Source organism: Polynucleobacter sp. JS-Mosq-20-D10 (genome assembly GCF_018687755.1).
Classification (GTDB): domain Bacteria; phylum Pseudomonadota; class Gammaproteobacteria; order Burkholderiales; family Burkholderiaceae; genus Polynucleobacter.
The window spans coordinates 1882807-1907025 of sequence record NZ_CP061305.1 but is presented as its reverse complement, the minus strand read 5'-3'; the positions used below and the strand labels follow the sequence as shown (position 1 = coordinate 1907025).

The window sequence follows — 24219 nt, the reverse complement described above, 5'->3', positions numbered from 1 at the left end:
GCCTTAGGAGCGTTATGACTGTTGCTGTATACCCTGGAACATTTGATCCTTTTACTCGTGGTCACGAGGACCTAGTGCGTCGTGCCTCAAGCATTTTTGGCGAGCTCATTGTGGGTGTTGCTGATAGTCGTAGCAAACGCCCTTTCTTTACACTGGATGAGCGCATTGAGATTGCCAAAGAAGTTCTTGGTCATTACTCCAATGTAAAGATTGTTGGGTTTACGGGCCTGTTAAAAGATTTTGCTCGCGAACATAACGCGCGCGTGATTGTGCGTGGCTTACGCGCAGTATCTGATTTTGAATACGAGTTCCAGATGGCTGGTATGAACCGCTATTTATTACCCGATGTTGAAACACTATTTCTGACGCCATCAGACCAATACCAATTTATTTCTGGCACCTTTGTGCGCGAGATTGCCTCTATGGGTGGTGATGTGAGTAAGTTTGTATTTCCCTCGGTAGAAAAGTGGTTGATCAAAAAGATTGAAGCTAATAAGAGTAAAGAGTAAGGCTTCGAGGCACAAATATGGCTTTAATGATTACGGACGAATGCATCAATTGCGATGTATGTGAGCCCGAATGTCCAAACGATGCAATCTATATGGGTCTAGAGATCTACGAGATTGATCCCAATCAATGTACTGAATGTGTAGGTCATTACGATGCGCCTCAGTGTCAGCAAGTCTGTCCAGTAGATTGCATACCAATGAATCCTGCGTTTTCTGAAAATCAAACGCAGTTAATGGCAAAGTATCAGGCCTTAACTGCTGTCAAAAAAGCACTCGCTAAATAAGTAATTTGTACTGTTTAATTAGTTTTAGAGTGCAATTCGAGCATGGCTGCCTGAGTATCACCACTCAAGAATAAAGGCAGAATTTGTAAGCCATTTTCAATGCTTGCATCAATCTGTTTTTGTTCTGCTTGTAGTGGCCTTCTCAACACGAAGTCAGCCACGTCCATCACTCGCGCACCTTCTGCAGCAAGGTCGCGTGGGTGGCCAATACCTAGGCGCAAGCGCCAGTAATCAGGAGTTCCTAAGTGAGCTTGGATATCTTTTAAGCCGTTGTGTCCGCCAGTGCCGCCACCAAGCTTGATGCGTGCAGTGCCGGGCTTGAGATCTAGCTCGTCCTGGACCACTAACACATCTTTGGGTGTGATTTTATGAAAGCGGCATAGAGCTCCGACAGCCTGACCGCTCAGGTTCATGTAAGTGCTTGGCTTGAGTAAAAAGAGGTCTTTATCTTCCCATTTAGCCTTAGCGACTTTTCCAAGAAAGCGCTTTTCAGTTTCAAAGCGGACGTTTAATTGTTTAGCGAGCGCGTCCACAAACCAAAAGCCAGCATTGTGCCGATCTTCAATATGTTCTTCACCTGGATTGCCTAGGCCAATAATTAATTTAGTCATGATGAGTGCTTAAGGATAAAAGCTTTTCTGCAAAAAAGAAAACCCGCTTGTAAGCGGGCTTCCTCTGTCGCAAAGATAGGGCTTAAATGATTAAGCTTTATCCTTTGGGGCTTCAGCAGCAGGAGCAGCCACCGCTGCGGGGGCAGCTTCAGTATCGGCAGATTTCACAGCTGGGATACGGGCGTTAGCTAGTACTGGGTTTTCTTGCTCAATATGCAATACCAAGGTAACGCCTTTTGGTAGCGCGATATCTTTAGCATGGATACCATGGCCAACTTCAATCTTACTTAAGTCCACTTCAATGAACTCTGGCAAGTCGGCTGGCAAGCAAGATATTTCCAATTCAGTGGAGATGTGGCTGATGACAGCGCCTTGCAACTTCACTGCAGCTGAAGTGTCAGCATTAATGAAATGCAATGGAACGCGCATGTGGACTTTCTCAGTCGCAGAGACGCGCTGGAAGTCGATATGCAGAACCAAAGGCTTAAATGGATGCATCTGGTAATCACGCAACAACACTTTTTGTGCTTTGCCGCCGATTTCGAGATCAAGGATAGATGAGTGGAATGCTTCCTTGCGGAGAGCATGGAACAGTGCGTTGTGATCCAACTCAATTACAGTTGCGGTGTCTTTACCACCGTAAATGATGCCCGGAGTTTTACCGGAGTTGCGCAGACGGCGGCTCGCACCCGTTCCCTGTACGCTTCTTTCAAAGGCTACTACTTTCATAATCAATTCCTAAATTAAGGTTAATTTCCGTTCGCGACCAAACAGAAAAGCCTTTGATTATATCGTGGGAATCGCAATTTTTGCCTAGAAAAGGCTCAAAATTGCCAAAAAATGGGGCTGTAAACGCTATTTTTGGTTTATTCAGCGAACATCGACATTACTGAATCACCCTTACTAATGCGAGAAAGGGTTTCAGCCAGGATGGGAGCAACGCTCAATTGACGAATTTTGCCCACTTTCAAGGCTTCAGCAGTCAATGGAATGGTGTCAGTAACAACCAATTCATCTAACTCAGAGGCAGCAATACGGGCGACAGCGCCACCAGAAAGCACTGCATGAGTACAGTAAGCAGTAACGCCCTTGGCACCACGCTCTTTCAGGGCTTCAGCAGCCTTACAGAGAGTCCCACCAGTATCAATAATGTCGTCCATGATGACGCAGTGGCGACCTTCTACTTCACCGATTAAGTGCATCACTTCTGATACGTTAGCCTTAGGGCGGCGTTTATCAATAATTGCCAAATCTGTACCTAATTGCTTGGCCATTGCACGGGCGCGAACAACGCCGCCAATATCCGGCGAAACAATGATGAGATCTTTTTTAGTTTTTTGAGCCTCTAAATCTGCCAAGAGAACCGGAGAGGCGTAAATGTTATCTACTGGGATATCAAAAAAGCCTTGAATTTGGTCGGCATGAAGATCCATGGTCAAAACACGCTCAATGCCAGCAACGGATTGAAGCATGTTTGCTACGATTCTAGCGGAGATGGCAACCCGTGCAGAGCGTGGACGACGATCTTGTCTGGCGTAGCCAAAGTAAGGGATCACTGCAGTTATGCGACTTGCTGATGCTCGTTTAAGGGCATCAATCATGATCATGAGCTCCATTAAACTGTCATTCGTTGGTGCGCAAGTCGATTGGATAACGACCACGTTCTTGCCACGGACGTTTTCTTGAATTTCTACTTGGATTTCACCATCAGAGAATCGACCAACAAATGCCTTCCCCATGGGGAGGTTGAGCTCTTTGGCTACCGCATGGGCCAACACCGGATTTGCGTTGCCTGTGAAAAGAGTCAGTAAATCAGCGTTCATTGGGGCGGACATGGGTGATTTTAGAGTTTGGGTAGGGGTCGAATGGATGTCTTTTGGTCTTATCTACAGAGCTTGGCAGGGGAAGAAGGATTCGAACCTTCGCATGCTGGAATCAAAATCCAGTGCCTTAACCAGCTTGGCGATTCCCCTACAGGTCAATCTGAAGAAATCAAATTGTAAGCGGGATTTTTATTTAGCCCCCGAACAATTCGACCTATCCATCCTTTTGGAAGATTTTGCAGAAGATTTTCCAGATTTGCGATGTCCGTCTTAGGGTCTAAGGCGGCAAAAACGCTACTTCCAGAGCCGGACATACAAGGCGCCGATTTAGGCACTGCCTTGTAAATCCAATCTAAAGCTTGCTTCACTTCAGGACACTTATGCACCGCTACTGCCTGACAATCATTCGACTGATATGAGCTTGGCGATGCAAGAAAGCCGTTTATTGTAATCGGAGCACGATCGCGGGTCAATTGAGGGTCTTGAAAAATCTGAGCAGTGGCAATCCCTTGGTTAGGAAAGATCACCACAAAATCTTGGGTTTCCAAGGAAATTGCCTGTAATTTCTCCCCAATTCCCTCAACAAATGCATTTTGGCCAAAGATGAAAAATGGCACATCTGCCCCCAGTTTTAGGCCGAGCTGACAAAGCGTAGCAATATCAAGATGGAGATCCCAGAGGGTGTTGAGGCCGATGAGTGTAGATGCAGCATCAGATGATCCGCCACCTAGGCCAGCCCCCATGGGGATCATTTTTTTCAAGCCAATTTCAACGCCCTGATTGATCTTGCAAAAATCTTTTAAGACTTGGGCAGCGCGGACTACTAAATCCTGTTCTCGGGGGACGCCTGGGATGGGATCAATACGACGAATCTCATTTTCAGAAATAGGGGTTAAGGTGAGGACATCACACCAATCAATCAACTGGAAAACAGATTGGAGTTGGTGATAGCCATCTTCGCGGCGCCCAATAATATGTAGAAATAGATTGAGCTTTGCGGGACAGTGGATTTCTAAGGCCTTACTCATCATTCACACTTCACTCATTCGGATTATCGAACACCAAGCGGATATCTATCGAGCCAATGTTAGAGCTACGGGTCATCATGAGTTTTTCTAAACGCTGCGCATTATTCCAGTGGTAATTTAAGGTCCACCCATCTTGCGTGATTTTGCTCACTTGCCCTTTTGAATTTCGCTCAACACTGGCATTACCGCCGGGACGAGTTTTCCCACGCAACCAGTCTGATAAACCGCGGGCAGGTAGCGGAAGTCCTAATGTATTTTGTATTAGAGTGTCAGCATCGATAGCCGTGGTGAATTGACCATCGCGCTCTAGAATCGCCTCACCAGGTTTAATCGTAATTTTTGCAATGGATCCACCTACCGGATTGCGAATTTCTAATACGTCGATCAACGCATCTTGAGTTAATGTAAATCCACCTGAGCCACCCTGATTTTTACTTTCGGTGAGTCCAGTAATCTTCACCGCAAAACGACCGTCCCATGAGCCTTTGAGGGCGGTATCTGCTAGTGACCAATCGGGTTTCAAGCGCTTCAAAGTTTCTTTGAGAGTCGGGTTATTGGCATCTAATTGCTGCCCTTTGCGCCACATATCTTCTGCTTCGGCTGGGCGATTCATTACCCATAGGACTTCGCCAATATGTGCGGCAATATCTGCTTCAGGTTTCATACTAAATGCTTGTTGCAATTGCTCTAGGGCGAGATCATTTTTACCCATGCGAAAGTTTACCCAGCCAAGACTGTCTAATATAAATCCATCTTTAGGTGAGAGTTGATGTGCTTTGCTAATGAGCTTGAATGCTTCTGGTAACTTCTGATTACGATCAGCTAATGAGTAGCCAAGCGCATTAAGACTATTCACATCGTTCGGATTCTTGCGCAAGATTTCGCGAAGAGTTTTCTCCATCACATTGATGTGTCCCGATTTTTCAGCAGACATGGCATAGGTGTATAGCAGCCCCGGATCTTTTGGCTCTGACTTCAATGTTGAAACGATCTCATAGAAAGCTCTTAGGGCCTCTGATTCATCAGTTGCTTTAGCCAGTAGCGCCTGAATCTGTAGCAAAGTATTTTCACGTTGTGCCGGTGTTTGCTGATTCAAGAGTGAGATGGCGGGTTTGACTGCATCTGACCAGCGTTGATTCAGAATTAAGAGAGTGACGAGCACTTCTTTGGGTTTAGTTTGTTTCGATCCAGCCAAGCCATCCCAAGTTTGAGCTGCTTGTAGTGCAAGATCGGGCGCGCCCGCTGTAATTGCGATCTCCATAGCTCTTTGTGCCAAACGGGGGTCATCTAGCTGGCGAGCAAGCTCTAGATAAGTTGTATATGCCAAGCCGGCTTCACCGCGCTGAAGTGCGATTTCAGAGGCCAGGACCTCAAATACAGCTTGACCGCTATCCAAGCTGCTAGATTTAGCGATGGCATTGCTGGAAGACAGGCTTAAGCCAAGTCCAACTGCAAACAGTAGGGCTCTTAAAGAGGGCTTTAATAAAAATTTGGTCATAAGCACATTCTAATCCGCGAATCTACAATCCATTTATGCCAGAACTCCCAGAAGTCGAAGTTACCCGATTGGGTATCCAACCCCATTTAGTGGGGTTAAGGGTTAACGCAGTCAAAATTATCGATGGTCGCTTGCGTTGGCCGGTACCGAGTAATTTGAATACCTTGCTTTCTGGTCAGAAAGTCTTGGGAATAGAGCGCCGCGGTAAGTATCTTTTAATAGGGTTTGATACGGGTTACCTATTGCTGCACCTAGGTATGACTGGAACCTTGCGGGTTCTGCCTAGTAGCGACCCCCTCAAGTTACATGATCGGGTGACTTTCGAGTTTGGCAAGTTGAGTTTGCGTTTGCATGATCCCCGAAAGTTTGGCGCTGTTTTATGGCACCCAAAATCCAAGGGGCCGATTGAGGGCAATGCACTTTTACAAAAATTGGGAGTTGAGCCTTTTTCACCGGAGTTTGCGGGTGAGCTTGGGGCTGAGGTTCTTTATCAGTGCTCACGCAAACGTAGCGTTGCTGTGAAGCAATTTTTACTGGCAGGGCAAGCAGTCGTGGGTGTCGGCAATATCTATTGTTCTGAAAGTTTATTTGAGGCAGGCATTCATCCGGCAAAAGCTGCTGGAAAACTCACGCGTCCACAATGCTCTAGGCTGGCGACTGCGGTGAGATTAATTTTGAAAAAAGCGATTGCTGCGGGTGGTAGTTCTTTAAAAGACTTTGTGAACAGCGAAGGTGACCCAGGGCATTTCATGGTGCAAACCAAAGTCTACGATCGTAAAGATCAGCCTTGCAAGGTATGCAAAATGCCGATTAAACAAATAGTGCAAGGTCAGCGCTCTACTTACTTTTGCCCCCAATGTCAGAAGCGCTGATCAAGCACTTTGCCACTAAGCTGATAGCTTGGCATGGCAAGGACGGACGCCAAGGTTTGCCATGGCAGAGTATTCGTGACCCCTATGCGGTTTGGGTTTCTGAAATTATGTTGCAACAAACTCAGGTAGCTACTGTTCTAGAGCGTTATCCCCGCTTTATGAAACGTTTTCCGACGGTTAAGAAATTGGCTACTGCACCACTAGATGATGTCTTGGCTGAATGGGCGGGGCTCGGCTATTACACTCGCGCTCGCAATCTCCACGCTTGTGCCAAGCAAGTGATGGAAGAGTTTGGGGGTCAGTTTCCCAATGACACAGTATTGCTCGAACAGCTCAAGGGTATTGGTAGATCGACTGCTGGTGCCATTGCAGCATTTGCATTTCATGAGCGGGCCCCGATTCTGGATGCAAACGTCAAACGAATACTGGCACGATTGTTTGGTGTAGAGGGCGCCATCCAAGAAAAAGCAGTAAACGACAAGTTATGGCTGCTATCTAAAACACTACTCCCTAAAAAAGCTTTAGATATGCCGGTATATACACAGGCTTTGATGGATTTTGGGGCAACCTGGTGCACCTCTCGTAAACCGATATGTTTGAGTGGGGCAAGGAAATGCCCATTTGAAAAAGAATGTCAGGCCAATCTCAGTGATCAGGTCTTACTACTGCCTCGCAAAGTCGCGAAAGTAAAATCCCCTGAATTGAATTGTGACATGTTGTTACTCCGGCAGGGTGATTCAGTATTACTACAACGGCGTTCTGAAAAAGCCATCTGGGGCGGGCTTTGGTCTTTGCCTGAATCTACTTGGAGAGCCAAAGAAAAAAACTCTAAATCTTCAGGCAATGCAGTGAATTTAACTGCGAATGAATTATTCAAGCTTGTGCTGCCAGATGAAAGGATCTCTAGTGTCTTAAAGGGCTGTCACTCAATTGAGCGGGGACTTGAAATTAAACATATCTTCACGCATCGTCGTTTATGGATGCAGATCTGGCATGTGACCTCACGGTCTGCCGTGAAATTCGCCAGCGATGACTTGAAGTGGGTTCCTTTGCGTCAGCTAGGAAAGTACGGCTTGCCACAACCGATCAAATTACTATTGCAGGGATTGAGTCTAGCTCGCGGTGACGACTTAAGAAATTAATTTGGAGCACAGCCAAATCTTTTTGCGGCAGAAAATGCGCAATGATCCGGCTCACAAGATAAACCGAGCGATGCTGTCCACCAGTACAGCCGATGGCGACAGTAAGATAACTACGACCATCTGCAATATAGTGAGGCAACCATTTCTCAATAAATTGAATAATGTCATTTTCCATGCTGACTACTTCAGGAATTTTTTCTAAGAACTCGCGAACTGGCTGATCTTTGCCTGACATAGGGCGTAACACTTTGTCGTAGTGCGGATTAGGCAGGCAGCGAACATCAAACACGAGATCCGCTTCACTAGGTAAGCCTTTTTTAAATCCAAAAGATTCAAAAATGACGGTGAGTCCTTGAGGTTTATCTTTTAAAAGATCTTGAATCCAAGAGCGCAAGGCATGAGCAGGTAAATTGCTGGTATCGATACTGTGTGCTTGAGTGCGTAGCGGCTCCAAGAGATTTCGTTCTTTATCAATTGCCTCGATCAGGGTGGCAGCTTGGGTTTGTTGAGTTTTTCCAGAGAGTGGATGGCGCCTGCGGGTTTCGGAGAAGCGCTGGATCAGCGTATTGGTATCAGCATTGAGGAAAACAATTCGTACCTGATGGTGACGTCGTAGGTTTTCTAAAATCTGAGGAAGCTCTGCAATCGACTGACCGCGACGTGCATCAATAGCGACTGCAACACGTTCACTTTTTTCACCTTCTAGTGTAGTAATAAGGTTTTCTAGAAGGGTGACTGGAAGGTTATCAACGCAGTCATAACCTGCATCCTCAAAGGCTCTCAGCGCAACTGATTTACCTGAGCCAGAGATGCCGGTAATCAGATTAATTTGCATATTAAATGAGGCGGCCTTGTGACTTCAAAGACTCTGCTTCAGCATTCATTTGTGAACGCTGACGTTCCATAAACTCTTTTAAGGTATCGATACCTCGTAGCTGCAAAATGGTATTGCGCACAGCAGCCTCTACGAGAACTGCCAAGTTGCGACCTGCAGCCACCTGAATTTTGACAGTTCTAATGGCGACACCCAATACATCAATATGTTGGGTTTCTAAAGGTAGGCGCTCAAACTCACCATCGTTACGGCGAACCAGCTGGACTATGAGGCGCAATTTTAATTTCCGACGTACGGCTGTTTCACCAAAAATAGTGCGGATATCCAATAAGCCAAGCCCACGAACTTCCAAGAGGTTGCGCAGAATCACAGGGCAGCGACCCTCGATATAGTCTGGTCCGAGTCGAGCAAAGTCTACCGCATCATCAGCCACTAAACCGTGGCCGCGAGAAATCAGTTCTAAACCTAATTCGCTTTTGCCTAGGCCAGACTCACCCATGATCAAAACCCCTAAGCCTAGAATATCCATAAATACGCCGTGCATCGTAATCTGGGGCGCACCAATCTTAGTGAGGTAGATACGAAGGTGGTCAATCACCTCAGCAGCTGAAATGGCTGTTGTAAAGAGTGGAGTAGAGGATCGTTGGCAGAAGAGTTGTAGGGCTGCATCAGCTGCTTTACCGTCGGCCACAATAACGCAAGGCGGCATTTTAGAAATGAGGTCGAAGATCTGTTCTTCTCGCTGCTGGGTTTCAAGTTGAGCATGATAGTTAATCTCCTGCTCACCAAAAATCTGAATACGGCTTGGGTGAATGAGATTTAAGTGGCCTACTAAGTCTGAGCTGGCTGCTGCAGCTTTAACGGCCTCTGCCGGAAATCGTCTGTCCGCGCCTTCTAGGCCGCCAATCCAAGATAGTTTTAAGTCAGAGACATTGTCATCAAAGATTTGCTGGGCGGTAACTCCCTCTAGGAGTAGGGGTTGTGTAGTCAAGTTGAGCCCCACGTTTGTAGGATTTCACACACCTTCTCTGGACTGCCCTCCGACGCAAGTAACTTACGGGTATCCTGGTCAGACAGGAGTTGTGCAATCGAGGACAGAATTTCTAAATGTTGCTGAGTTGCTTTTTCAGGAACAAGTAAAAAAATAAGCGTAGATACAGCCTCACCATCTGGCGCAGCAAATTCAATCGGCTCTTGTAGCTTGACGAATGCAGCAATCGGCTGCTTTAGCCCCTTGACGCGCCCGTGAGGAATGGCAACGCCAGCGCCTAATGCGGTAGAGCCTAAGTCCTCGCGCGCATTTAAAAAGCCAACAATTGCTTCGGCTTCAAGACCTGCATGTTTTGCAAATAGTTGCCCTACGGCCGCAAATACCTCAGCCCTATTCTTAGAGAGACTATTTAAGGTAATACGGTCTAAAGCGAAAAGATCGGTCAGGGCATTCATATCACTAGATTATAGGTGTCCTGATGCTAGAGACTACTCAAAATGTTTGTCATGGTGATGATCTTGAATTTTTTCTTTGTGCTTTACAACTTGACGCTCAAGTTTATCTACTACTGCATCCATGGCGTGGTAGAGGTCTGCGTTATGCGCTTCGGCAAAGAGTTCCTTACCTTTGAGGTGAATGGTGATCTCGGCTGCTTGACGAAGATTTTTTTCTTTGGCGTTATCGACAATCAAAAAAGCGGTAGCGTCTAAAACATGGTCAAAGTGTTTACGAATTTTTTCTAACCCAGCTTCGAGGTGTGAACGCATGGCTGGAGTAACTTCAACATGACGGCTATTAATTTTCAGATTCATCAGCAGCTCCTATTCATAGAAAAACAAAATGCGTGCGCAAATAATTACTTGGGGTGCGCAGCAGGCCCCTGTAATGATGTACTTGTTTATGCGGAAATGAACTTCATGAACCTCCAGCGTATCAGCGATTTTGCTGAAAACCAAGGGGGCAGATCATGTTTATTTAATAAATACCCGAAAAGCCCTGAATATTTACATGCGGAAGTTTTCGCCTAGGTAGACTCGTCTGACAGCATCATTCTCGATAATTTGGTCTGGCTTGCCTTCCGCCAGAACGCTACCTTCGCTAATGATGTAGGCGTGATCACAAATCCCCAACGTTTCTCGAACATTATGGTCGGTGATGAGTACGCCAATTTGGCGGTCTCTTAAGAAGCGCACAATCCGCTGGATCTCTCCAACCGCAATTGGGTCAACGCCAGCAAATGGCTCATCTAACAAAATGAACTTAGGCTGGGAGGCTAATGCTCTAGCAATCTCAACACGGCGACGCTCGCCACCAGACAGGGAAAGTGCGGGGTTATCGCGTAAATGGCTGATTTGGAGCTCACCTAATAGTTCATCTAAGCGATATGCTATATCGGCCTTGCTTAGTGGTTTTCCACCTTGCACTTGCAGCTCTAATACAGCTTGAATATTTTCAGCCACATTGAGCTTTCTGAACACAGAAGCCTCCTGTGGCAGATAGGATAAGCCCATGCGAGCTCGCTCATGAATAGGAAGTCGAGTAATATCTGTGCCGTCTAGCACGATGTTGCCGCCGTCTAAGGGGACCAAGCCAACAATCATGTAAAAGGAAGTTGTTTTGCCGGCGCCATTTGGCCCCAGGAGCCCCACTACTTCTCCGCATTTCACTTCGACCGATACATCTCTCACAACCGTACGAGATCCATAGCGCTTTTGAAGGTGCCGAGCACTTAAGGTTGCTGGTTTTTGAGTGCTACTGGAATTCGTGGTCATTTCTCTAGTGTAGCTTTTCTTCTTGGTGAAAGGATGGCTCTAGCTAGTGGCAGGTCTTCTGCTTTAGCATCAGCAGGCGGTGAGACTTGATAGCGCTGCCCAACATCATCGTAGTCAATTTTCCAGCCGTGTAATTGATCTAGTATTTGCATATTATGAAGACGCTTCAAGTTGGCATCACCAGTCAATGTGAGAAGCTCAGTTTTTGCATTGTAGGTAACCGTTTTGCCCCGACCTTGCATAAATTCATTAGCCGGTCCTTCACGTCTTTGTCTAAAGCTGGCAGTAGATTCTGAATTACCCTGAACATCAACGTATTCATAACCCTCGGGGTCGACTTTGATATCGCCCTTAGCGCCAGTAATCAAAATACTGCCTTTAATTAAGCGCACCTCACCATTAAGCTCATAAATCTGTTGTACGTCGTTCACAGAAACTTTTTCCGCTTCCAAGACAATGGGTTTGTCTTGATCTGCTTTTTCAGCATGAGTAGTAAGACAAGTCCCTAGTAGCGCAAACGCTATTACCAATTTTCGCAATCGCTTCATTGCTGCGCTCCAGGTTGAATGCGCTCGATACGACCCTTTACTTGTCCAGATAAAACCATGCTTTGTTCGATATTGTTAAATACACCGCCATCAGTTGAGCGCATCACAGAAACCCCTTGCTCCAGCGTAATAGGTTTATCCGTTTTGATAATGTCATCATTAATGAGTACTTTGAAATAAGAAGAGCGTGCAAGCATGCGCGGTCTTGCTGGTTCTGTTGCTGAAGCAGCTTGTTGCGGCCGAAATATTTCGGCGTTATCAATTAAATCCAAAATCGTCAGGTCGCCATCTAAGTGCCCTTTGTCCGCTTTAACAGTCACCGGTGACTTTTCAGGTGGGAATAAGCGTATGCGAGGTGTCTCAATATCGATTGAAGCATCATCATCATAGTGAATAACTTTCTTACCTAGTACACGATATTTAGTATCACCAGATTCATTGAGTGCAGATAAGGCACCATTGCTAATGGTGTAGTCAGGCTCATGTAAACGAACGCGCTCTGTAGCAGACTTTTCTGCTGGGGTATTTTTCTTGACTAGCCAAAATGTGACCAGAGTGAGCGTGCCCATCAGAATCAAAGGCATCAGACGTAATGATGTACGCCAGATACTCAGTTTGATTTTTTGGGTATTCAGTTCCATTACAAATTAACCTTAAGCACGCGCCTGAGCGAGTAACTCCTCATAGCGGCTTTGCGCTTTCAAGATCAGATCGCAGACTTCTCGTACCGCGCCATTACCGCCAGATCGAGTGGTGACAAAATGAGCTATTTCTTTCACGGCATCATGCCCTTGTGCTGGGCATATCTTCAAGCCTGCAGACTTCATCATTTGAAAATCAGGCCAATCATCACCCATCACTGCACAATCGCTAGACTGTAGCCCGAGAGACTGCAATATGTTTTTCAGAGCTGCTGCCTTATCTTCAACACCCATATGTGCGTGCTTGATGCCGAGCTCATCGCAACGAGCCAAAACCATTTTGGAGCTGCGCCCTGTAATGACGGCTGTTGGAATGCCTATTTTTTCCAATAACTTGATTCCCAGGCCGTCCTGAATATCAAAACCCTTCAGGGATTCTTTACCATTTTCACCAATAAAAACTTGGCCATTTGTTAGGACGCCATCAACATCTAGAACGAGAAGCTTGACCATCCCAGCACGATCCCAGGCCTGCGGATATTGGCTCAGAGGGTTGGTGTTGTGGGCGTGAAAGGCGGTCGGCATGTGAGTGGTTCAATAATGAAGTAGAAAGTAGGGAGTTTAAATAACCTTAGCGGCAAATAAATCATGGAGATTGAGTGCCCCAAGTAATGCGCCTGCAGGATCGGTTACTACCAAATGATTGATGCGATGTTTTTCCATCATCTCAATAGCCTCTTCTGCTAATAGCTCAGGAGGAATTGTGCGTGGTGCTGAAGTAATCGCTTTTTCTAAAGTGAGACCATCCAAATTGGTGCTTTTCTCAAGCAAGCGACGTAAGTCACCATCTGTAAAGATACCGGCAACTTTGTTTGCATTGTCTAAAGTAACCACCATGCCCATGCGCTTAGCAGTCATCTCGAGTAAAGCATCTTGCAGGGAAGCGGAGATTGCAATCTTAGGAGTCTCATCAAAGCTACGCATCACTTCACTGACATGCATGAGTTGTTTGCGACCTAAGCGGCCACCTGGATGTGAGCGCTGGAAATCTTCCGCCTGAAAGCCACGAGCATCGAGAAGGGCAACCGCTAGGGCATCACCCATAGCGAGAGCTGCGGTTGTGCTGGTGGTTGGGGCCAGATTAAGTGGGCAAGCTTCTTTCTCAACGCTGGTATCTAAATGTGCATCCGCTAACTTTGCCAAAGAGGAATTTGGTGCGCCAGTCAGTGCAATGAGTTTTGCTCCGGTACGCTTCACGATCGGCACAATGGTGAGAAGCTCATCAGTTTCACCAGAATTGGAGAGTGCAACAAAAACGTCGTCACGAGTCACCATCCCTAGATCGCCATGACTAGCTTCTGCGGGATGAACAAAAAAAGCGGGGGAGCCTGTAGAGGCAAATGTGGCGGCAATCTTGCGAGCAATATGCCCTGATTTACCAATTCCAGAGACGACGATGCGGCCTTTGCAGGAATGGAGTAGATCAACTGCTAGTACGAGGGCATCAGCGTCTGCACCTACAAGGCGATCGCGCATGGTGTGCAGTGCAGCAGCCTCAATCGTGAGGGTGTCGCGTGCAAGCTTTAGGGTTCGGTCACGAGTCTTAGCTATCATGGGGTGAGTATATGCCGTCAGTCCTTCAGTTAACTCTCATCTTGCTGGCCTCAGGAGTGGCCGGGGTAGTTATTTTCCGCTATTTTGGGCTACCCCCTATTTTGGGCTATCTAGCCATCGGCGTCCTAATTGGGCCGCATGCCCTTGGTTTGGCCAATGATTCCGCCACAGTCAAGTATTTGGCTGAATTTGGCGTGGTTTTCTTGATGTTCTCAATTGGTCTGGAATTCAACCTCCATAAGCTACGGGCCATGCGGACCATTGTATTTGGCTTAGGCGGTAGTCAGGTCATTTTGACCATGCTACTCGCAGTTCCAGCCAGCCTCTTGATGAACTGGATTTACCCTATTTCCTGGCAGGCTGCTATTGCGCTGGGGGGTGCTTTAGCGATGTCCTCTACGGCTATCGTTACCAAACTGATTGCTGACCGCTCCGAAATTGAAACCGAGCATGGCCGCAACATCATCGGTATTTTGCTCTTTCAGGACTTAGCGGTAGTTTTTCTGTTGATTTTGCTGCCTTCGCTCGGCAAGAATCCTGGAGATCTGTTTTTAGCGCTGACTGCAGCATCTATCAAGATCACGGTAGCCCTGGTACTTATTTTTGTTATTGGCCAAACCTTGATGAGTCGTTGGTTCGGTTTGGTTGCCAAATTGCGGTCTCAAGAATTGTTCATGCTCAACCTCTTGTTGATTGTTTTGGGGATGGCAGGACTGACTGAACACTTTGGCTTATCGCTAGCGTTAGGGGCTTTCTTGGCTGGGATGTTAATTGCCGAAACGCCCTATCGCCATCAAGTTGAAGAAGATGTTAAGCCCTTCAAAGATGTACTCTTGGGCCTCTTCTTTATTACCATTGGCATGCTGTTGGATTTTGAGGTGATTCATCAACAGTGGATGCTAGTTCTACTCTTATTAATTGGCCCGTTGATTTTTAAATTCGGCTTGATTGCTTTATTGTCACGTGCCTTTGGTTCAAGTCCGGGCATCTCTATTCGGACAGGCTTGTGTTTAGCGCAGGCTGGTGAATTCGGTTTCGTACTCTTAAATCAAATTGATGGCTTGGATTTAATCGATCCTGCTTTAAGTCAAGCTATATTGGCAGCAATGCTGCTGTCGATGTTTGGTGCACCTTTCTTAATTCAATATAGCGATCGTATTGCGATGCGTTTTTCTAGCAATGAATGGTTATTGCAATCGCTGGCGCTGACACGTGTTGCGGCAAAAAGTGTCCGCACAGAAAATCATGTGGTCATTTGCGGATTTGGTCGCTCAGGCCAAAGCTTAGCTCGGATGCTCGATCAAGAAAAAATTCCTTACATTGCATTAGACATGGATCCTGATCGCGTAAAGGAAGCTGCCGCTGCTGGAGATAACGTGGTCTATGGTGACGCTAGTCGAGAAAATTATTTGGTTGCTGCGGGCTTGGCGAGAGCAAAGGCAGTAGTGATTACTTATGCGGATACACCAGCTAGTTTCAAAGTGTTACATCAAGTCGAGCACCTGCGCCCTGGTATGACAGTATTGGTGCGCACAAAAGACGATGCAGACTTAACTAAGTTACAAGCAGCTGGTGCGACTGAGGTGGTGCCGGAGCTGATTGAAGGTAGCTTGATGATGGCTTCCCATGTGTTACTGATCATGGGAGTGCCTATGCGTAAGGTGGTGCGTCGCATTACCGGCGCACGTGAAGCTCGTTATAGCCTGTTGCGCGGCTACTTCCGTGGCGTTAATGATGAGGTGGATACCAAGGAATCGTGGCGCTTGCACTCAGTGACTTTGCTGCCTGAGTCAGCCAGTATTGGACAGACTCTTGAAGAGTTGCATCTTGAAAATGAAGGCGTGAGCGTGCAGGCAGTTAGGCGAAAAGTAGGTGGCTCTGACTACGTCAAATTGGCGCTCACCCCAGACTTGCGTTTGCAAGCCAACGATATCTTGGTGCTGTCGGGCAATTCAGAAGCGACTGATTTAGCCGAATCTAAATTGCTCGGATGACGTCATTTAACTGACTCAGTAGAATTACTTTTTCTTTTTAGTAGGCGCTGGTTTGCGAACTAGCAGTGGTGCCAAGTAGTGACCGGTAAAGCTAGCCTCATTCTTCGCAACCTCTTCGGGTGTGCCAGTAGCAATAATCTGCCCACCACCTGCACCGCCCTTAGGGCCTAAGTCAATAATCCAATCTGCCGTCTTGATCACGTCTAAGTTGTGCTCAATGATGACAATCGTGTTGCCTTGTTTCTTGAGGGTCTGAAGAACTGTCAGCAACAACTGAATGTCATGAAAATGTAAGCCCGTAGTTGGCTCATCCAAGATGTAGAGAGTCCTGCCGGTATCGCGTTTAGAAAGCTCTAAAGAAAGTTTGACGCGTTGCGCCTCGCCACCAGACAGAGTCGTGGCGCTTTGACCTAACTTTACATAACCTAAGCCTACATCGAGCAAGGTTTTGAGTTTTCGTTTGACGATTGGAACGGCCTCAAAGAATTCATGGGCTTGTTCAATGGTCATCGACAGCACTTCATGAATATTTTTGCCTTTGTAACGAATGTCTAGAGTTTCGCGGTTATAGCGTTTGCCGTGACAGACATCACAAGGAACATATACATCTGGTAAGAAATGCATTTCTACTTTAATAACGCCATCACCTTCACAGGCATCACAACGACCGCCTTTGACGTTGAAAGAAAAACGTCCTGCTTCATAGCCGCGCTCGCGTGCAGCTGGTACGCCACAAAAGAGTTCTCTGATGGGCGTGAATAATCCAGTGTAAGTGGCTGGGTTTGAGCGTGGGGTTCTACCAATCGGGGATTGATCTACACTAATGACCTTGTCAAAGTTCTCCAAGCCTTTAATCGCATCATGCGCCGCTGGCTCGGCATTTGAACCATAGATGTGTTGCGCAACCGCATGGTGCAATGTGTCGTTGATCAGGGTGGATTTACCTGAGCCAGATACACCAGTGACACAGGTTAATAAGCCGACAGGAATCTTGGCGTGAACGGATTGTAAGTTGTTGCCACGTGCGCCAATAATTTCTAAGAACTTATCATTTACGGGTATGCGTTTTTCAGGAACGGCGATCCACTCCCGACCAGATAAGTAGGCGCCTGTGAGAGATTTAGGATTGGCCTCTACTTCTGCAGGAGTACCTTCGGCTACGACTTCGCCACCATGTACGCCCGCACCAGGGCCAATATCAATCACGTAGTCAGAGGCGCGAATCATGTCTTCATCATGCTCAACTACCAGCACGCTATTGCCTAGGTCACGCAAATGCTTCAGGGTGCCGATGAGTCTATCGTTATCGCGCTGATGTAATCCAATGGAGGGTTCATCCAATACGTACATGACGCCGGTCAGGCCGGAGCCAATCTGAGAGGCCAAGCGAATGCGCTGCGCTTCACCGCCGGAGAGGGTGTCGGCACTGCGTTCAAGTGAGAGATAGTCCAAACCCACGTCATTTAGGAAGCGAAGACGTGAACCAATTTCTTTCACAATTTTGTCAGCGATTTCTCGCTTAGCGCCTTTGAGTTCTAAAGATTCAAAATATTCTTTAGCTTCTTTTAAGGGCAGGGCACTGATTTCATAAATTGCGCGTGATTGCTTGCCATCACCCACTTTGACAAAACGCGCTTCTTTGCGCAAACGACTGCCACTACATGCTGGGCAGGTCTGTACATTTTGATAACGTGATAATTCTTCTCGAACGGTTGCCGAGTCGGTCTCGCGATAGCGGCGCTCAAAATTAGCAACAATGCCTTCAAAGGCATGCTGACGAACACTATTTTTGCCACGTTCGTTGATATATTCAAATGGAATGGTGATATCACCAGAGCCCAACAAAATCAGATCTTGTTGTTTCTTACTGAGTGTCTCAAAAGGTTTCTCGACATCAAACCCGCCATGCTTAGCAAGTGTTTGTAGGAGCTTGAAGTAAAACTGATTGCGACGATCCCAGCCTTTAATTGCACCAGAGGCCAGCGATAGGTCTGGGTGAGCAACAATGCGCTTGGGATCAAAGAAGGATTGATGGCCCAAGCCATCACAAGAAGGACATGCGCCCATCGGATTATTAAAAGAGAAGAGTCGTGGCTCAAGCTCTTGTAATGAATAGGAGCAAATTGGGCAGGCAAACTTGCTGGAGAAAATCATCTCCTTGCCAGTGTCCATATTGACGATCATGGCTTTGCCGTCAGCAAGGCGCAGGGCAGTTTCAAAAGATTCTGCTACACGCTGCTGAATATCAGGACGCACTTTAATGCGATCAACAACCACTTCAATAGAGTGTTTATCGTTCTTCTTCAGAGTCGGCAGTTGATCAACTTCAAAGATCTCTGCTTTAGCAGTATTAGTTGTGCCACCACCAGAGCGCACGCGAAAGCGGACAAAGCCTTGCGCCTGAAGATCTTGGAATAAGTCTACAAATTCACCTTTGCGCTCACTCACTACTGGAGCCAAGATCATGAGCTTAGTGTCTTCTGGCATAGCTAAAACGGTATCGACCATTTGAGAAACGCTTTGCGCCTCTAATGGAAGATCATGGTCTGGACAATGTGGGGTTCCAGCGCGTGCAAATAACAAGCGTAGGTAATCATGAATTTCTGTAACCGTACCTACGGTCGAACGAGGATTATGGCTAGTCGCTTTTTGCTCAATCGAGATCGCAGGGGATAGTCCTTCAATCGTATCGACATCAGGCTTTTCCATCAGTTGTAAGAATTGGCGGGCATAAGCAGATAAGGACTCTACATAGCGACGCTGACCTTCGGCATATAGGGTATCAAAAGCCAATGAGCTTTTGCCTGAGCCAGATAGGCCAGTCAAAACGACTAATTTCTCTCTAGGGATATCTAGATTGATGTTTTTGAGGTTATGGGTGCGGGCACCGCGGATCTTGATTTCGTTGTTCATGATTTTTTAGCGTAACTTGTTAATATAGCTCTTTCCCATGAATCCTTCTGAACTTCGCTCCACTTTGGCTTTAGCCGGCATCTTTGGCCTTCGTATGTTGGGTCTATTCCTGCTTTTGCCGGTTTTTAGCATCCATGCCAAAGACTTGCCTGGAGGCGACCAAGCACTCCTGATAGGGCTAGCACTGGGCATTTTCAATATTGTTCAGGCCTGCTTCCATATTCCCTTGGGCAGGCTTTCTGATCGAATCGGTCGAAAATCAGTCGTTTTATGGGGTCTCTCCTTGTTTGTTGCTGGTGCATTGATTTGCGCAGCAAAGGACGATTTGCTTTGGATCGCTATTGGGAGGGGCGTCATGGGCGCTGGAGCAATTTCTGCAGCGGTCTCTGCTTGGGTTGCTGACCTCACTCGGGAGCAAGTGCGCAGTCAAGCCATGGCCTTGGTCGGCGCTAGTATTTCATTATCGTTTGCCGTTTCGCTGGTTGTTGCTGCCCCGCTTTATCGCATGATTAGCTTAAGCGGGATGTTTTTAGTGTTGGCAATCTTAGGTGCTGCAGCGATGGTAGTGGCCTATTTTGTATTGCCAAATAACAAGCCTGAAGTTTATGCACAGCAAGATTCATTGAAGCTTGTATTTTTGCGTCCAGAGCTCATGCGCCTCAATGTGGGTGTGTTTGCTTTGAACGCCACCCAAGTGGCTATGTTTTTAGTGGTACCACGCCTATTGGAGCAAGCGGGATTTCCGCTGAGTGCACACTGGCAAGTTTATCTCTCAGTTGTCTTACTCTCTTTTGTGTTTATGGTTCCGCTCTTGATATACGGTGAGAAAAAAAAGCGTATACGACTGGTTTTATTAATAGCGATCGTTCTTCTAATAACTGCTGAAATCATCTTCACTCAAGCCTCATCCGTGATGCTGATTGCAGTGGCATTGCTGGTTTACTTTGTGGGCTTTAACCTACTGGAAGCGCTGCAACCCTCATTAGTAACTCGTTATGCAAAAGAATCCAAGGGAACTGCTTTGGGTGTTTACAACACTACTCAGTCGATTGGACTCTTTACAGGTGCCGCTATTGGGGGTTGGTTAATGGATGCCCATGGTAATTTATCGGTCTTTGTCATGGGCGCAGCATTGCTTTTGTGCTGGCTTATAATTGCTTGGTCGATGCGCGAATTACCTGCAAAAGTAGTGGATTCAAAGGATTCAACTGCAAAGGCATAGCTGTAGCTTTACTGATTCCATTTATTTTTTTTAGCTACATTTCAGATTTAATTAATCGTATTATTTTTCTTCGGGAGACAACATGGCTTCGGTAAATAAGGTCATCATCGTAGGTAACGTAGGACGTGATCCAGAAACGCGTTATATGCCAAGCGGCGACGCAGTAACTAATATTTCAGTAGCGACATCGGATCGTTACAAAGATAAGCAGTCTGGCGAAATGAAAGAAACCACAGAATGGCACCGTGTTGCATTCTTTGGAAAACTTGCAGAGATCGCTGGCCAATATCTCAAAAAAGGTTCACAGGTTTATGTAGAAGGTCGCTTACGCACACGTAAATGGACTGATGCTAGCGGCCAAGAAAAATACTCTACTGAGATCGTTGCAGAAACAATGCAAATGCTGGGTGGCAAGCCAGTAGGTGGCAGTGGTGATGGTGGTGAAAGTTATAGCCGCTCAAAGCCGGTTGAGAACTCTGCGCCAGCATCTTCCAATGCGGCATCCCTTGGTGCAATGGATGACGATATTCCGTTTTAAGGATTGCGTTAATTCGTTTTGCCTAAGATAAAAAGCCCTTCAAGAAGGGCTTTTTATTTAATTGCTGATTGTCTTACTGCCTCGCATGGCGAGTATTTTCTGGCCAAGGCGCATTGTGATCAGTGCGGAAGGGATTTATATCCAGCCCACCACGCCTGGTGTAGCGCGCGTAGACAGAGAGTTTCTCTGGTTTGCACTGGCGCTTGATGTCGGTGAAGATAGTTTCAACACAATGCTCATGAAACTCACCCAATTGTCTAAAGCCGATGAGATAGCGAAGTAAGCCTTCTTCCAAAATCGGGCGGCCTTGGTAACGAATTTGTATGCTTGCCCAATCTGGTTGGCCAGTCACTGGGCAATTTGATTTGAGTAAATGGGAAACCAGGCATTGCTCGATTGGTCCAAAAGATTCATTAACCTCCAGCAGGGCAGGATCTGCAGATAAGTTTGGATCGATCTCGATATCAAGGCGGTCCATTAGAACGCCGCTCATCTCCTGCATTCCTTTTTTTGCAACCACTTCAGTTGGATTAATGCGAGTAGCAATCTTGCTGCCAGCCACCGCTGATAAATCAGTGATCAATCGTTCACGAACTTCTGCTTCATCGTCAAAGCGGGCGCTATTGAAACTATTGAGGTAGAGCTTGAATGATTTGGACTCAATCATGTTCGGCGAATCGGCTGGAACCTGAAATTCTGCTAAGGCAATCTGAGGCTTGCCTTTTTTGTTCAACCAGCTAAGTTCAAAGGCATTCCAAATATCGACCCCTACAAAAGGTAGAGCTTGATTTGGTTTGATGTCGAGCTTGAGGCGATTCTCGGAGCGGGGAATAGGGTATAGCAAGCTTGGATCATATTGATCGGGATATGGCGTTGCTTGACCAAGTGAAAGTGAGGACATTAGTTTTTAGGCTTATTGGATACGCCAGATACCACATGACCAGTCGGCGCTACTGAAGCAGCGGATTGGCAGTGACCTGTTTGGTCATCAAAGAAAAAGTCTGGCTCAAACTCGCGGAGGAATTCGCTTTTGGAAAGTCCACCAAGGAACATGGCTTCATCAACATCAACACCCCAGGCCATCAGCGTGCGAATAGCGCGCTCATGTGCAGGTGCAGAGCGAGCCGTTACCAAGGCAGTCCGAATGCGCATCCCTTTCTCGCTAGTGGTGCGTTGCAAACGATGGAGTGCTTCTAGCAAAGGTTTGAATGGGCCCGGCGGTAAGGGGATCGCCGCTTTTTTGCTTTCATGATCGACAAAGGCTACCAAGCCTTCACTCTGAAAGACTTGTTCGGCTTCATCGGAAAAGAGAACGGCATCTCCGTCAAATGCGATGCGGATTTCATTAGGGTGAGACTCTGCAGTCTTGCTAGATTCTGGATAGACGCGAGCTGCAGGAAAGCCTGCATCAATCGTGGCACGCACATCATCTTCGTTTGCCGAGAGAAACAAATTAGCATGTAAAGAGCGCAAGTAGTGATAGGGTGGGCGCCCCCTGGTGAAAACACCGCGCTCTAAATGAAGGCCATGATGTTCAGCTGAGCGGAATACGCGTAAGCCACTAACCGGGTCATTGCGAGAGAGAATCACCACCTCGACACGCTGCTCGCCTTCTTCATTGAAGGCTAACAACTTCTTTACCAATGGAAAAGCAACGCCTGTTTGAGCAGCCTTAGATAGGCGCTCTAATTGCAGCTTCATATAGGCGCTGTCATCAGTAGATTCGAAGATGCGATTCTCTTCCTCGAAATCAAATAATGCGCGCGATGAAATCGCCACAACGAGTTTTCCGGTGAGTGTGAATGACATTACGAATTACATCTTATTTGAGAAACAGGCGGTAAGCCGGGTTATCGGTTTCATTCCAATGCGGATAGCCGAGTGATGCTAAGAAGCTTTGGAATTTCTTTTGCTCATTTTTGGGCACTTGTAAACCAACGAGAATACGGCCGTAGTCGGCGCCGTGGTTGCGGTAATGAAAGAGACTGATATTCCAGTTGGGAGCCATGCTAGTGAGGAATTTCATCAGTGCCCCTGGGCGCTCTGGAAATTCAAAGCGGTAAAGTAATTCATCTTGGGCGAGGGCAGAGCGGCCGCCCACCATGTGGCGTAAGTGAGACTTCGCTAGCTCATCACGAGTCAGATCGATCGTTGCAAAATTTGCTTTACGGAAATGCTTTGCAATCGTGTTGCTATCACTTGCCTTTTGTGTTCCGATGCCTACAAAAATATGGGCTTCACTTTGATCAGCAATACGATAGTTAAATTCAGTGACATTGCGATTACCGAGTAACTCACAGAAGCGTCTAAAAGAGCCCCGCTCCTCCGGAATAGTCACAGCAAAAACGGCTTCGCGGAATTCGCCAACATCGGCACGTTCTGCGACAAAGCGTAGGCGACTGAAATTCATATTGGCGCCACAAGCAATCGCTACCAATGTTTTCTTTTTCAGACGATGTTTATCAACATACTTTTTCATGCCGGCAATAGCTAAAGCTCCAGCAGGCTCCAGAATGCTGCGGGTATCTGTGAAGACATCATTAATCGCAGCGCAGATTTCATCGGTATCCACTGTGATGATGTCATCGACTACGCGCTTACAAATACGGAAAGTTTCTTTGCCAACCAACTTCACTGCCGTACCGTCTGAGAAAAGACCTACATCTTTCATCTCGATACGCTTGTTGGCTTCAAGTGATCTTCTCATCGCATCCGAGTCAACCGATTGAACGCCAATCACTTTAGTCTTGGGACTGACCGCTTTGACATATTCTCCAATGCCAGCGATTAAACCGCCGCCACCAATGGCTACAAAAATGGCATCAATCGGCTCTTGGTGTTGCTGAAAGATTTCCAGGGCAATCGTACCTTGCCCTGCAATGACATCGGGGTCATCAAAAGGGTGAACAAAGGTAAGCCCCCGTTTTTTCTCTAAAAGCTCAGAGTATTTAAAGGCATCGCTGTAGGATTCACCATGCAAAATCACTTCTACCCAAGAGCCACCGCGTGCCTTCACGGCATCGATTTTGAGGCTGGGAGTGGTGAGGGGCATCACAATGACTGCTTTGCATTTCATTTTTGCTGCCGCTAGAGCGACGCCTTGGGCATGATTGCCTGCTGAAGCTGCAATTACCCCCCTTTTTAAAGCTTCTGGGGGTAAATGGGCCATTTTGTTATAGGCACCACGTAATTTGAATGAGAAAACCGGCTGGTTATCCTCTCTTTTGAGTAATACTTGATTGCCTAAGCGCTTTGTGAGTTCGGGGGCTACTTGGAGCTCTGTTTCCCTGGCTACATCGTAGACTCGGGCCGATAAAATTTTCTTTAAATAGTTCGTTGCCATGCGATGAGCGTACCATGAACAGGCTCTAAGCCCTTAGATTT

General features: G+C 46.8%; 25 protein-coding genes and 1 tRNA gene. 7 read left to right on the top strand and 19 right to left on the bottom strand.

Going from position 1 to position 24219, the window contains the following annotated elements:
• The first annotated feature begins 14 nt into the window (after window positions 1-14).
• Both coaD and FD967_RS09730 read left to right on the top strand, forming a co-directional pair.
• Entirely contained in the window at window positions 15-509 is a 495-nt protein-coding gene (gene coaD, locus FD967_RS09735; RefSeq protein WP_215325856.1) for a pantetheine-phosphate adenylyltransferase, read from the top strand.
• A gap of 17 nt (window positions 510-526) precedes the next feature.
• On the top strand, window positions 527-793 hold the full coding sequence (locus FD967_RS09730) for a YfhL family 4Fe-4S dicluster ferredoxin (protein WP_215325855.1): 267 nt from the start codon (window positions 527-529) through the stop codon (window positions 791-793).
• Between the two features lie 14 nt (window positions 794-807).
• Here the strand turns inward: FD967_RS09730 and pth are convergent, their stop codons facing one another.
• The 6 genes from pth to FD967_RS09700 form a co-directional block, all read right to left on the bottom strand.
• Window positions 808-1404, bottom strand: a complete 597-nt coding sequence (gene pth, locus FD967_RS09725; protein WP_215325854.1) for an aminoacyl-tRNA hydrolase — start codon at window positions 1402-1404, stop codon at window positions 808-810.
• A gap of 90 nt (window positions 1405-1494) precedes the next feature.
• On the bottom strand, window positions 1495-2133 hold the full coding sequence (locus FD967_RS09720) for a 50S ribosomal protein L25/general stress protein Ctc (RefSeq protein WP_215325853.1): 639 nt from the start codon (window positions 2131-2133) through the stop codon (window positions 1495-1497).
• Window positions 2134-2270: 137 nt separating this feature from the next.
• Window positions 2271-3227 (bottom strand): ribose-phosphate pyrophosphokinase, encoded by a 957-nt coding sequence (locus FD967_RS09715; RefSeq protein WP_215327260.1) that lies wholly within the window; start codon window positions 3225-3227, stop codon window positions 2271-2273.
• 73 nt (window positions 3228-3300) lie between these two features.
• A tRNA-Gln gene (locus tag FD967_RS09710) sits at window positions 3301-3377 on the bottom strand.
• A 5-nt stretch (window positions 3378-3382) separates the two neighbouring features.
• Entirely contained in the window at window positions 3383-4255 is an 873-nt protein-coding gene (ispE, locus tag FD967_RS09705) for a 4-(cytidine 5'-diphospho)-2-C-methyl-D-erythritol kinase (protein WP_215325852.1), read from the bottom strand.
• A gap of 10 nt (window positions 4256-4265) precedes the next feature.
• On the bottom strand, window positions 4266-5753 hold the full coding sequence (locus tag FD967_RS09700) for a lipoprotein insertase outer membrane protein LolB (protein ID WP_215325851.1): 1488 nt from the start codon (window positions 5751-5753) through the stop codon (window positions 4266-4268).
• Window positions 5754-5788: 35 nt separating this feature from the next.
• Here FD967_RS09700 and mutM point away from each other — a divergent pair, with 35 nt between their 5' ends.
• Both mutM and mutY read left to right on the top strand, forming a co-directional pair.
• Complete coding sequence (gene mutM / locus FD967_RS09695; RefSeq protein ID WP_215325850.1) at window positions 5789-6625, top strand: bifunctional DNA-formamidopyrimidine glycosylase/DNA-(apurinic or apyrimidinic site) lyase; 837 nt, start codon at window positions 5789-5791, stop codon at window positions 6623-6625.
• Entirely contained in the window at window positions 6610-7767 is a 1158-nt protein-coding gene (gene mutY / locus FD967_RS09690) for an A/G-specific adenine glycosylase (protein ID WP_215325849.1), read from the top strand. Before mutM ends, mutY begins: the two co-directional genes overlap by 16 nt.
• On the opposite strand, the gene rapZ is transcribed toward mutY, so the two are convergent.
• The 9 genes from rapZ to FD967_RS09645 all read right to left on the bottom strand — a co-directional run bounded on the left by rapZ (window position 7712) and on the right by FD967_RS09645 (window position 14168).
• Window positions 7712-8602, bottom strand: coding sequence for an RNase adapter RapZ (rapZ, locus tag FD967_RS09685; protein ID WP_215325848.1), 891 nt, complete (start codon window positions 8600-8602; stop codon window positions 7712-7714). The two genes, mutY and rapZ, sit on opposite strands and share 56 nt — an antisense overlap.
• Before the next feature lies 1 nt (window position 8603).
• The gene (hprK, locus tag FD967_RS09680) at window positions 8604-9593 is read right to left on the bottom strand and encodes an HPr(Ser) kinase/phosphatase (protein WP_215325847.1); all 990 of its coding nucleotides are present in this window, start codon (window positions 9591-9593) and stop codon (window positions 8604-8606) included.
• Window positions 9590-10048: a PTS sugar transporter subunit IIA gene (locus FD967_RS09675; protein WP_215325846.1), complete on the bottom strand. Its 459-nt coding sequence runs from the start codon at window positions 10046-10048 to the stop codon at window positions 9590-9592. Before FD967_RS09675 ends, hprK begins: the two co-directional genes overlap by 4 nt.
• A 33-nt stretch (window positions 10049-10081) precedes the next feature.
• Entirely contained in the window at window positions 10082-10405 is a 324-nt protein-coding gene (gene hpf / locus FD967_RS09670; protein ID WP_215325845.1) for a ribosome hibernation-promoting factor, HPF/YfiA family, read from the bottom strand.
• Window positions 10406-10597: 192 nt separating this feature from the next.
• Window positions 10598-11365 (bottom strand): LPS export ABC transporter ATP-binding protein, encoded by a 768-nt coding sequence (gene lptB / locus FD967_RS09665; RefSeq protein WP_215325844.1) that lies wholly within the window; start codon window positions 11363-11365, stop codon window positions 10598-10600.
• Window positions 11362-11913, bottom strand: coding sequence for a lipopolysaccharide transport periplasmic protein LptA (gene lptA, locus FD967_RS09660; RefSeq protein WP_215325843.1), 552 nt, complete (start codon window positions 11911-11913; stop codon window positions 11362-11364). The genes lptB and lptA overlap by 4 nt, the downstream gene beginning before the upstream one ends.
• Complete coding sequence (lptC, locus tag FD967_RS09655; protein ID WP_215325842.1) at window positions 11910-12554, bottom strand: LPS export ABC transporter periplasmic protein LptC; 645 nt, start codon at window positions 12552-12554, stop codon at window positions 11910-11912. Before lptC ends, lptA begins: the two co-directional genes overlap by 4 nt.
• A 12-nt stretch (window positions 12555-12566) precedes the next feature.
• Window positions 12567-13139, bottom strand: coding sequence for an HAD family hydrolase (locus FD967_RS09650; RefSeq protein ID WP_215325841.1), 573 nt, complete (start codon window positions 13137-13139; stop codon window positions 12567-12569).
• A gap of 36 nt (window positions 13140-13175) precedes the next feature.
• Window positions 13176-14168, bottom strand: coding sequence for an SIS domain-containing protein (locus FD967_RS09645; protein WP_215325839.1), 993 nt, complete (start codon window positions 14166-14168; stop codon window positions 13176-13178).
• A gap of 11 nt (window positions 14169-14179) precedes the next feature.
• On the opposite strand from FD967_RS09645, the gene FD967_RS09640 reads away from it, so the two are divergent.
• On the top strand, window positions 14180-16162 hold the full coding sequence (locus tag FD967_RS09640; protein ID WP_215325837.1) for a monovalent cation:proton antiporter family protein: 1983 nt from the start codon (window positions 14180-14182) through the stop codon (window positions 16160-16162).
• Between the two features lie 24 nt (window positions 16163-16186).
• Here the strand turns inward: FD967_RS09640 and uvrA are convergent, their stop codons facing one another.
• Window positions 16187-19075, bottom strand: a complete 2889-nt coding sequence (gene uvrA / locus FD967_RS09635; RefSeq protein ID WP_215325835.1) for an excinuclease ABC subunit UvrA — start codon at window positions 19073-19075, stop codon at window positions 16187-16189.
• Between the two features lie 37 nt (window positions 19076-19112).
• On the opposite strand from uvrA, the gene FD967_RS09630 reads away from it, so the two are divergent.
• Together FD967_RS09630 and ssb are read left to right on the top strand one after the other, a co-directional pair.
• The gene (locus tag FD967_RS09630; protein ID WP_215325834.1) at window positions 19113-20297 is read left to right on the top strand and encodes an MFS transporter; all 1185 of its coding nucleotides are present in this window, start codon (window positions 19113-19115) and stop codon (window positions 20295-20297) included.
• An 82-nt stretch (window positions 20298-20379) separates the two neighbouring features.
• A complete protein-coding gene (gene ssb, locus FD967_RS09625; protein ID WP_046330869.1) occupies window positions 20380-20835 on the top strand; it encodes a single-stranded DNA-binding protein in 456 nt (151 codons plus the stop codon).
• Window positions 20836-20908: 73 nt separating this feature from the next.
• Here the strand turns inward: ssb and queF are convergent, their stop codons facing one another.
• Genes queF through ilvA form a run of 3 tightly spaced genes read right to left on the bottom strand, consistent with a single transcriptional unit; the run spans window position 20909 to window position 24178 of the window.
• Complete coding sequence (queF, locus tag FD967_RS09620) at window positions 20909-21736, bottom strand: NADPH-dependent 7-cyano-7-deazaguanine reductase QueF (protein WP_215325833.1); 828 nt, start codon at window positions 21734-21736, stop codon at window positions 20909-20911.
• Window positions 21736-22644 (bottom strand): 5'-nucleotidase, encoded by a 909-nt coding sequence (locus FD967_RS09615; protein ID WP_215325832.1) that lies wholly within the window; start codon window positions 22642-22644, stop codon window positions 21736-21738. The genes queF and FD967_RS09615 overlap by 1 nt, the downstream gene beginning before the upstream one ends.
• 13 nt (window positions 22645-22657) lie before the next feature.
• Entirely contained in the window at window positions 22658-24178 is a 1521-nt protein-coding gene (ilvA, locus tag FD967_RS09610; RefSeq protein WP_215325831.1) for a threonine ammonia-lyase, biosynthetic, read from the bottom strand.
• Between the last annotated feature and the right edge of the window lie 41 nt (window positions 24179-24219).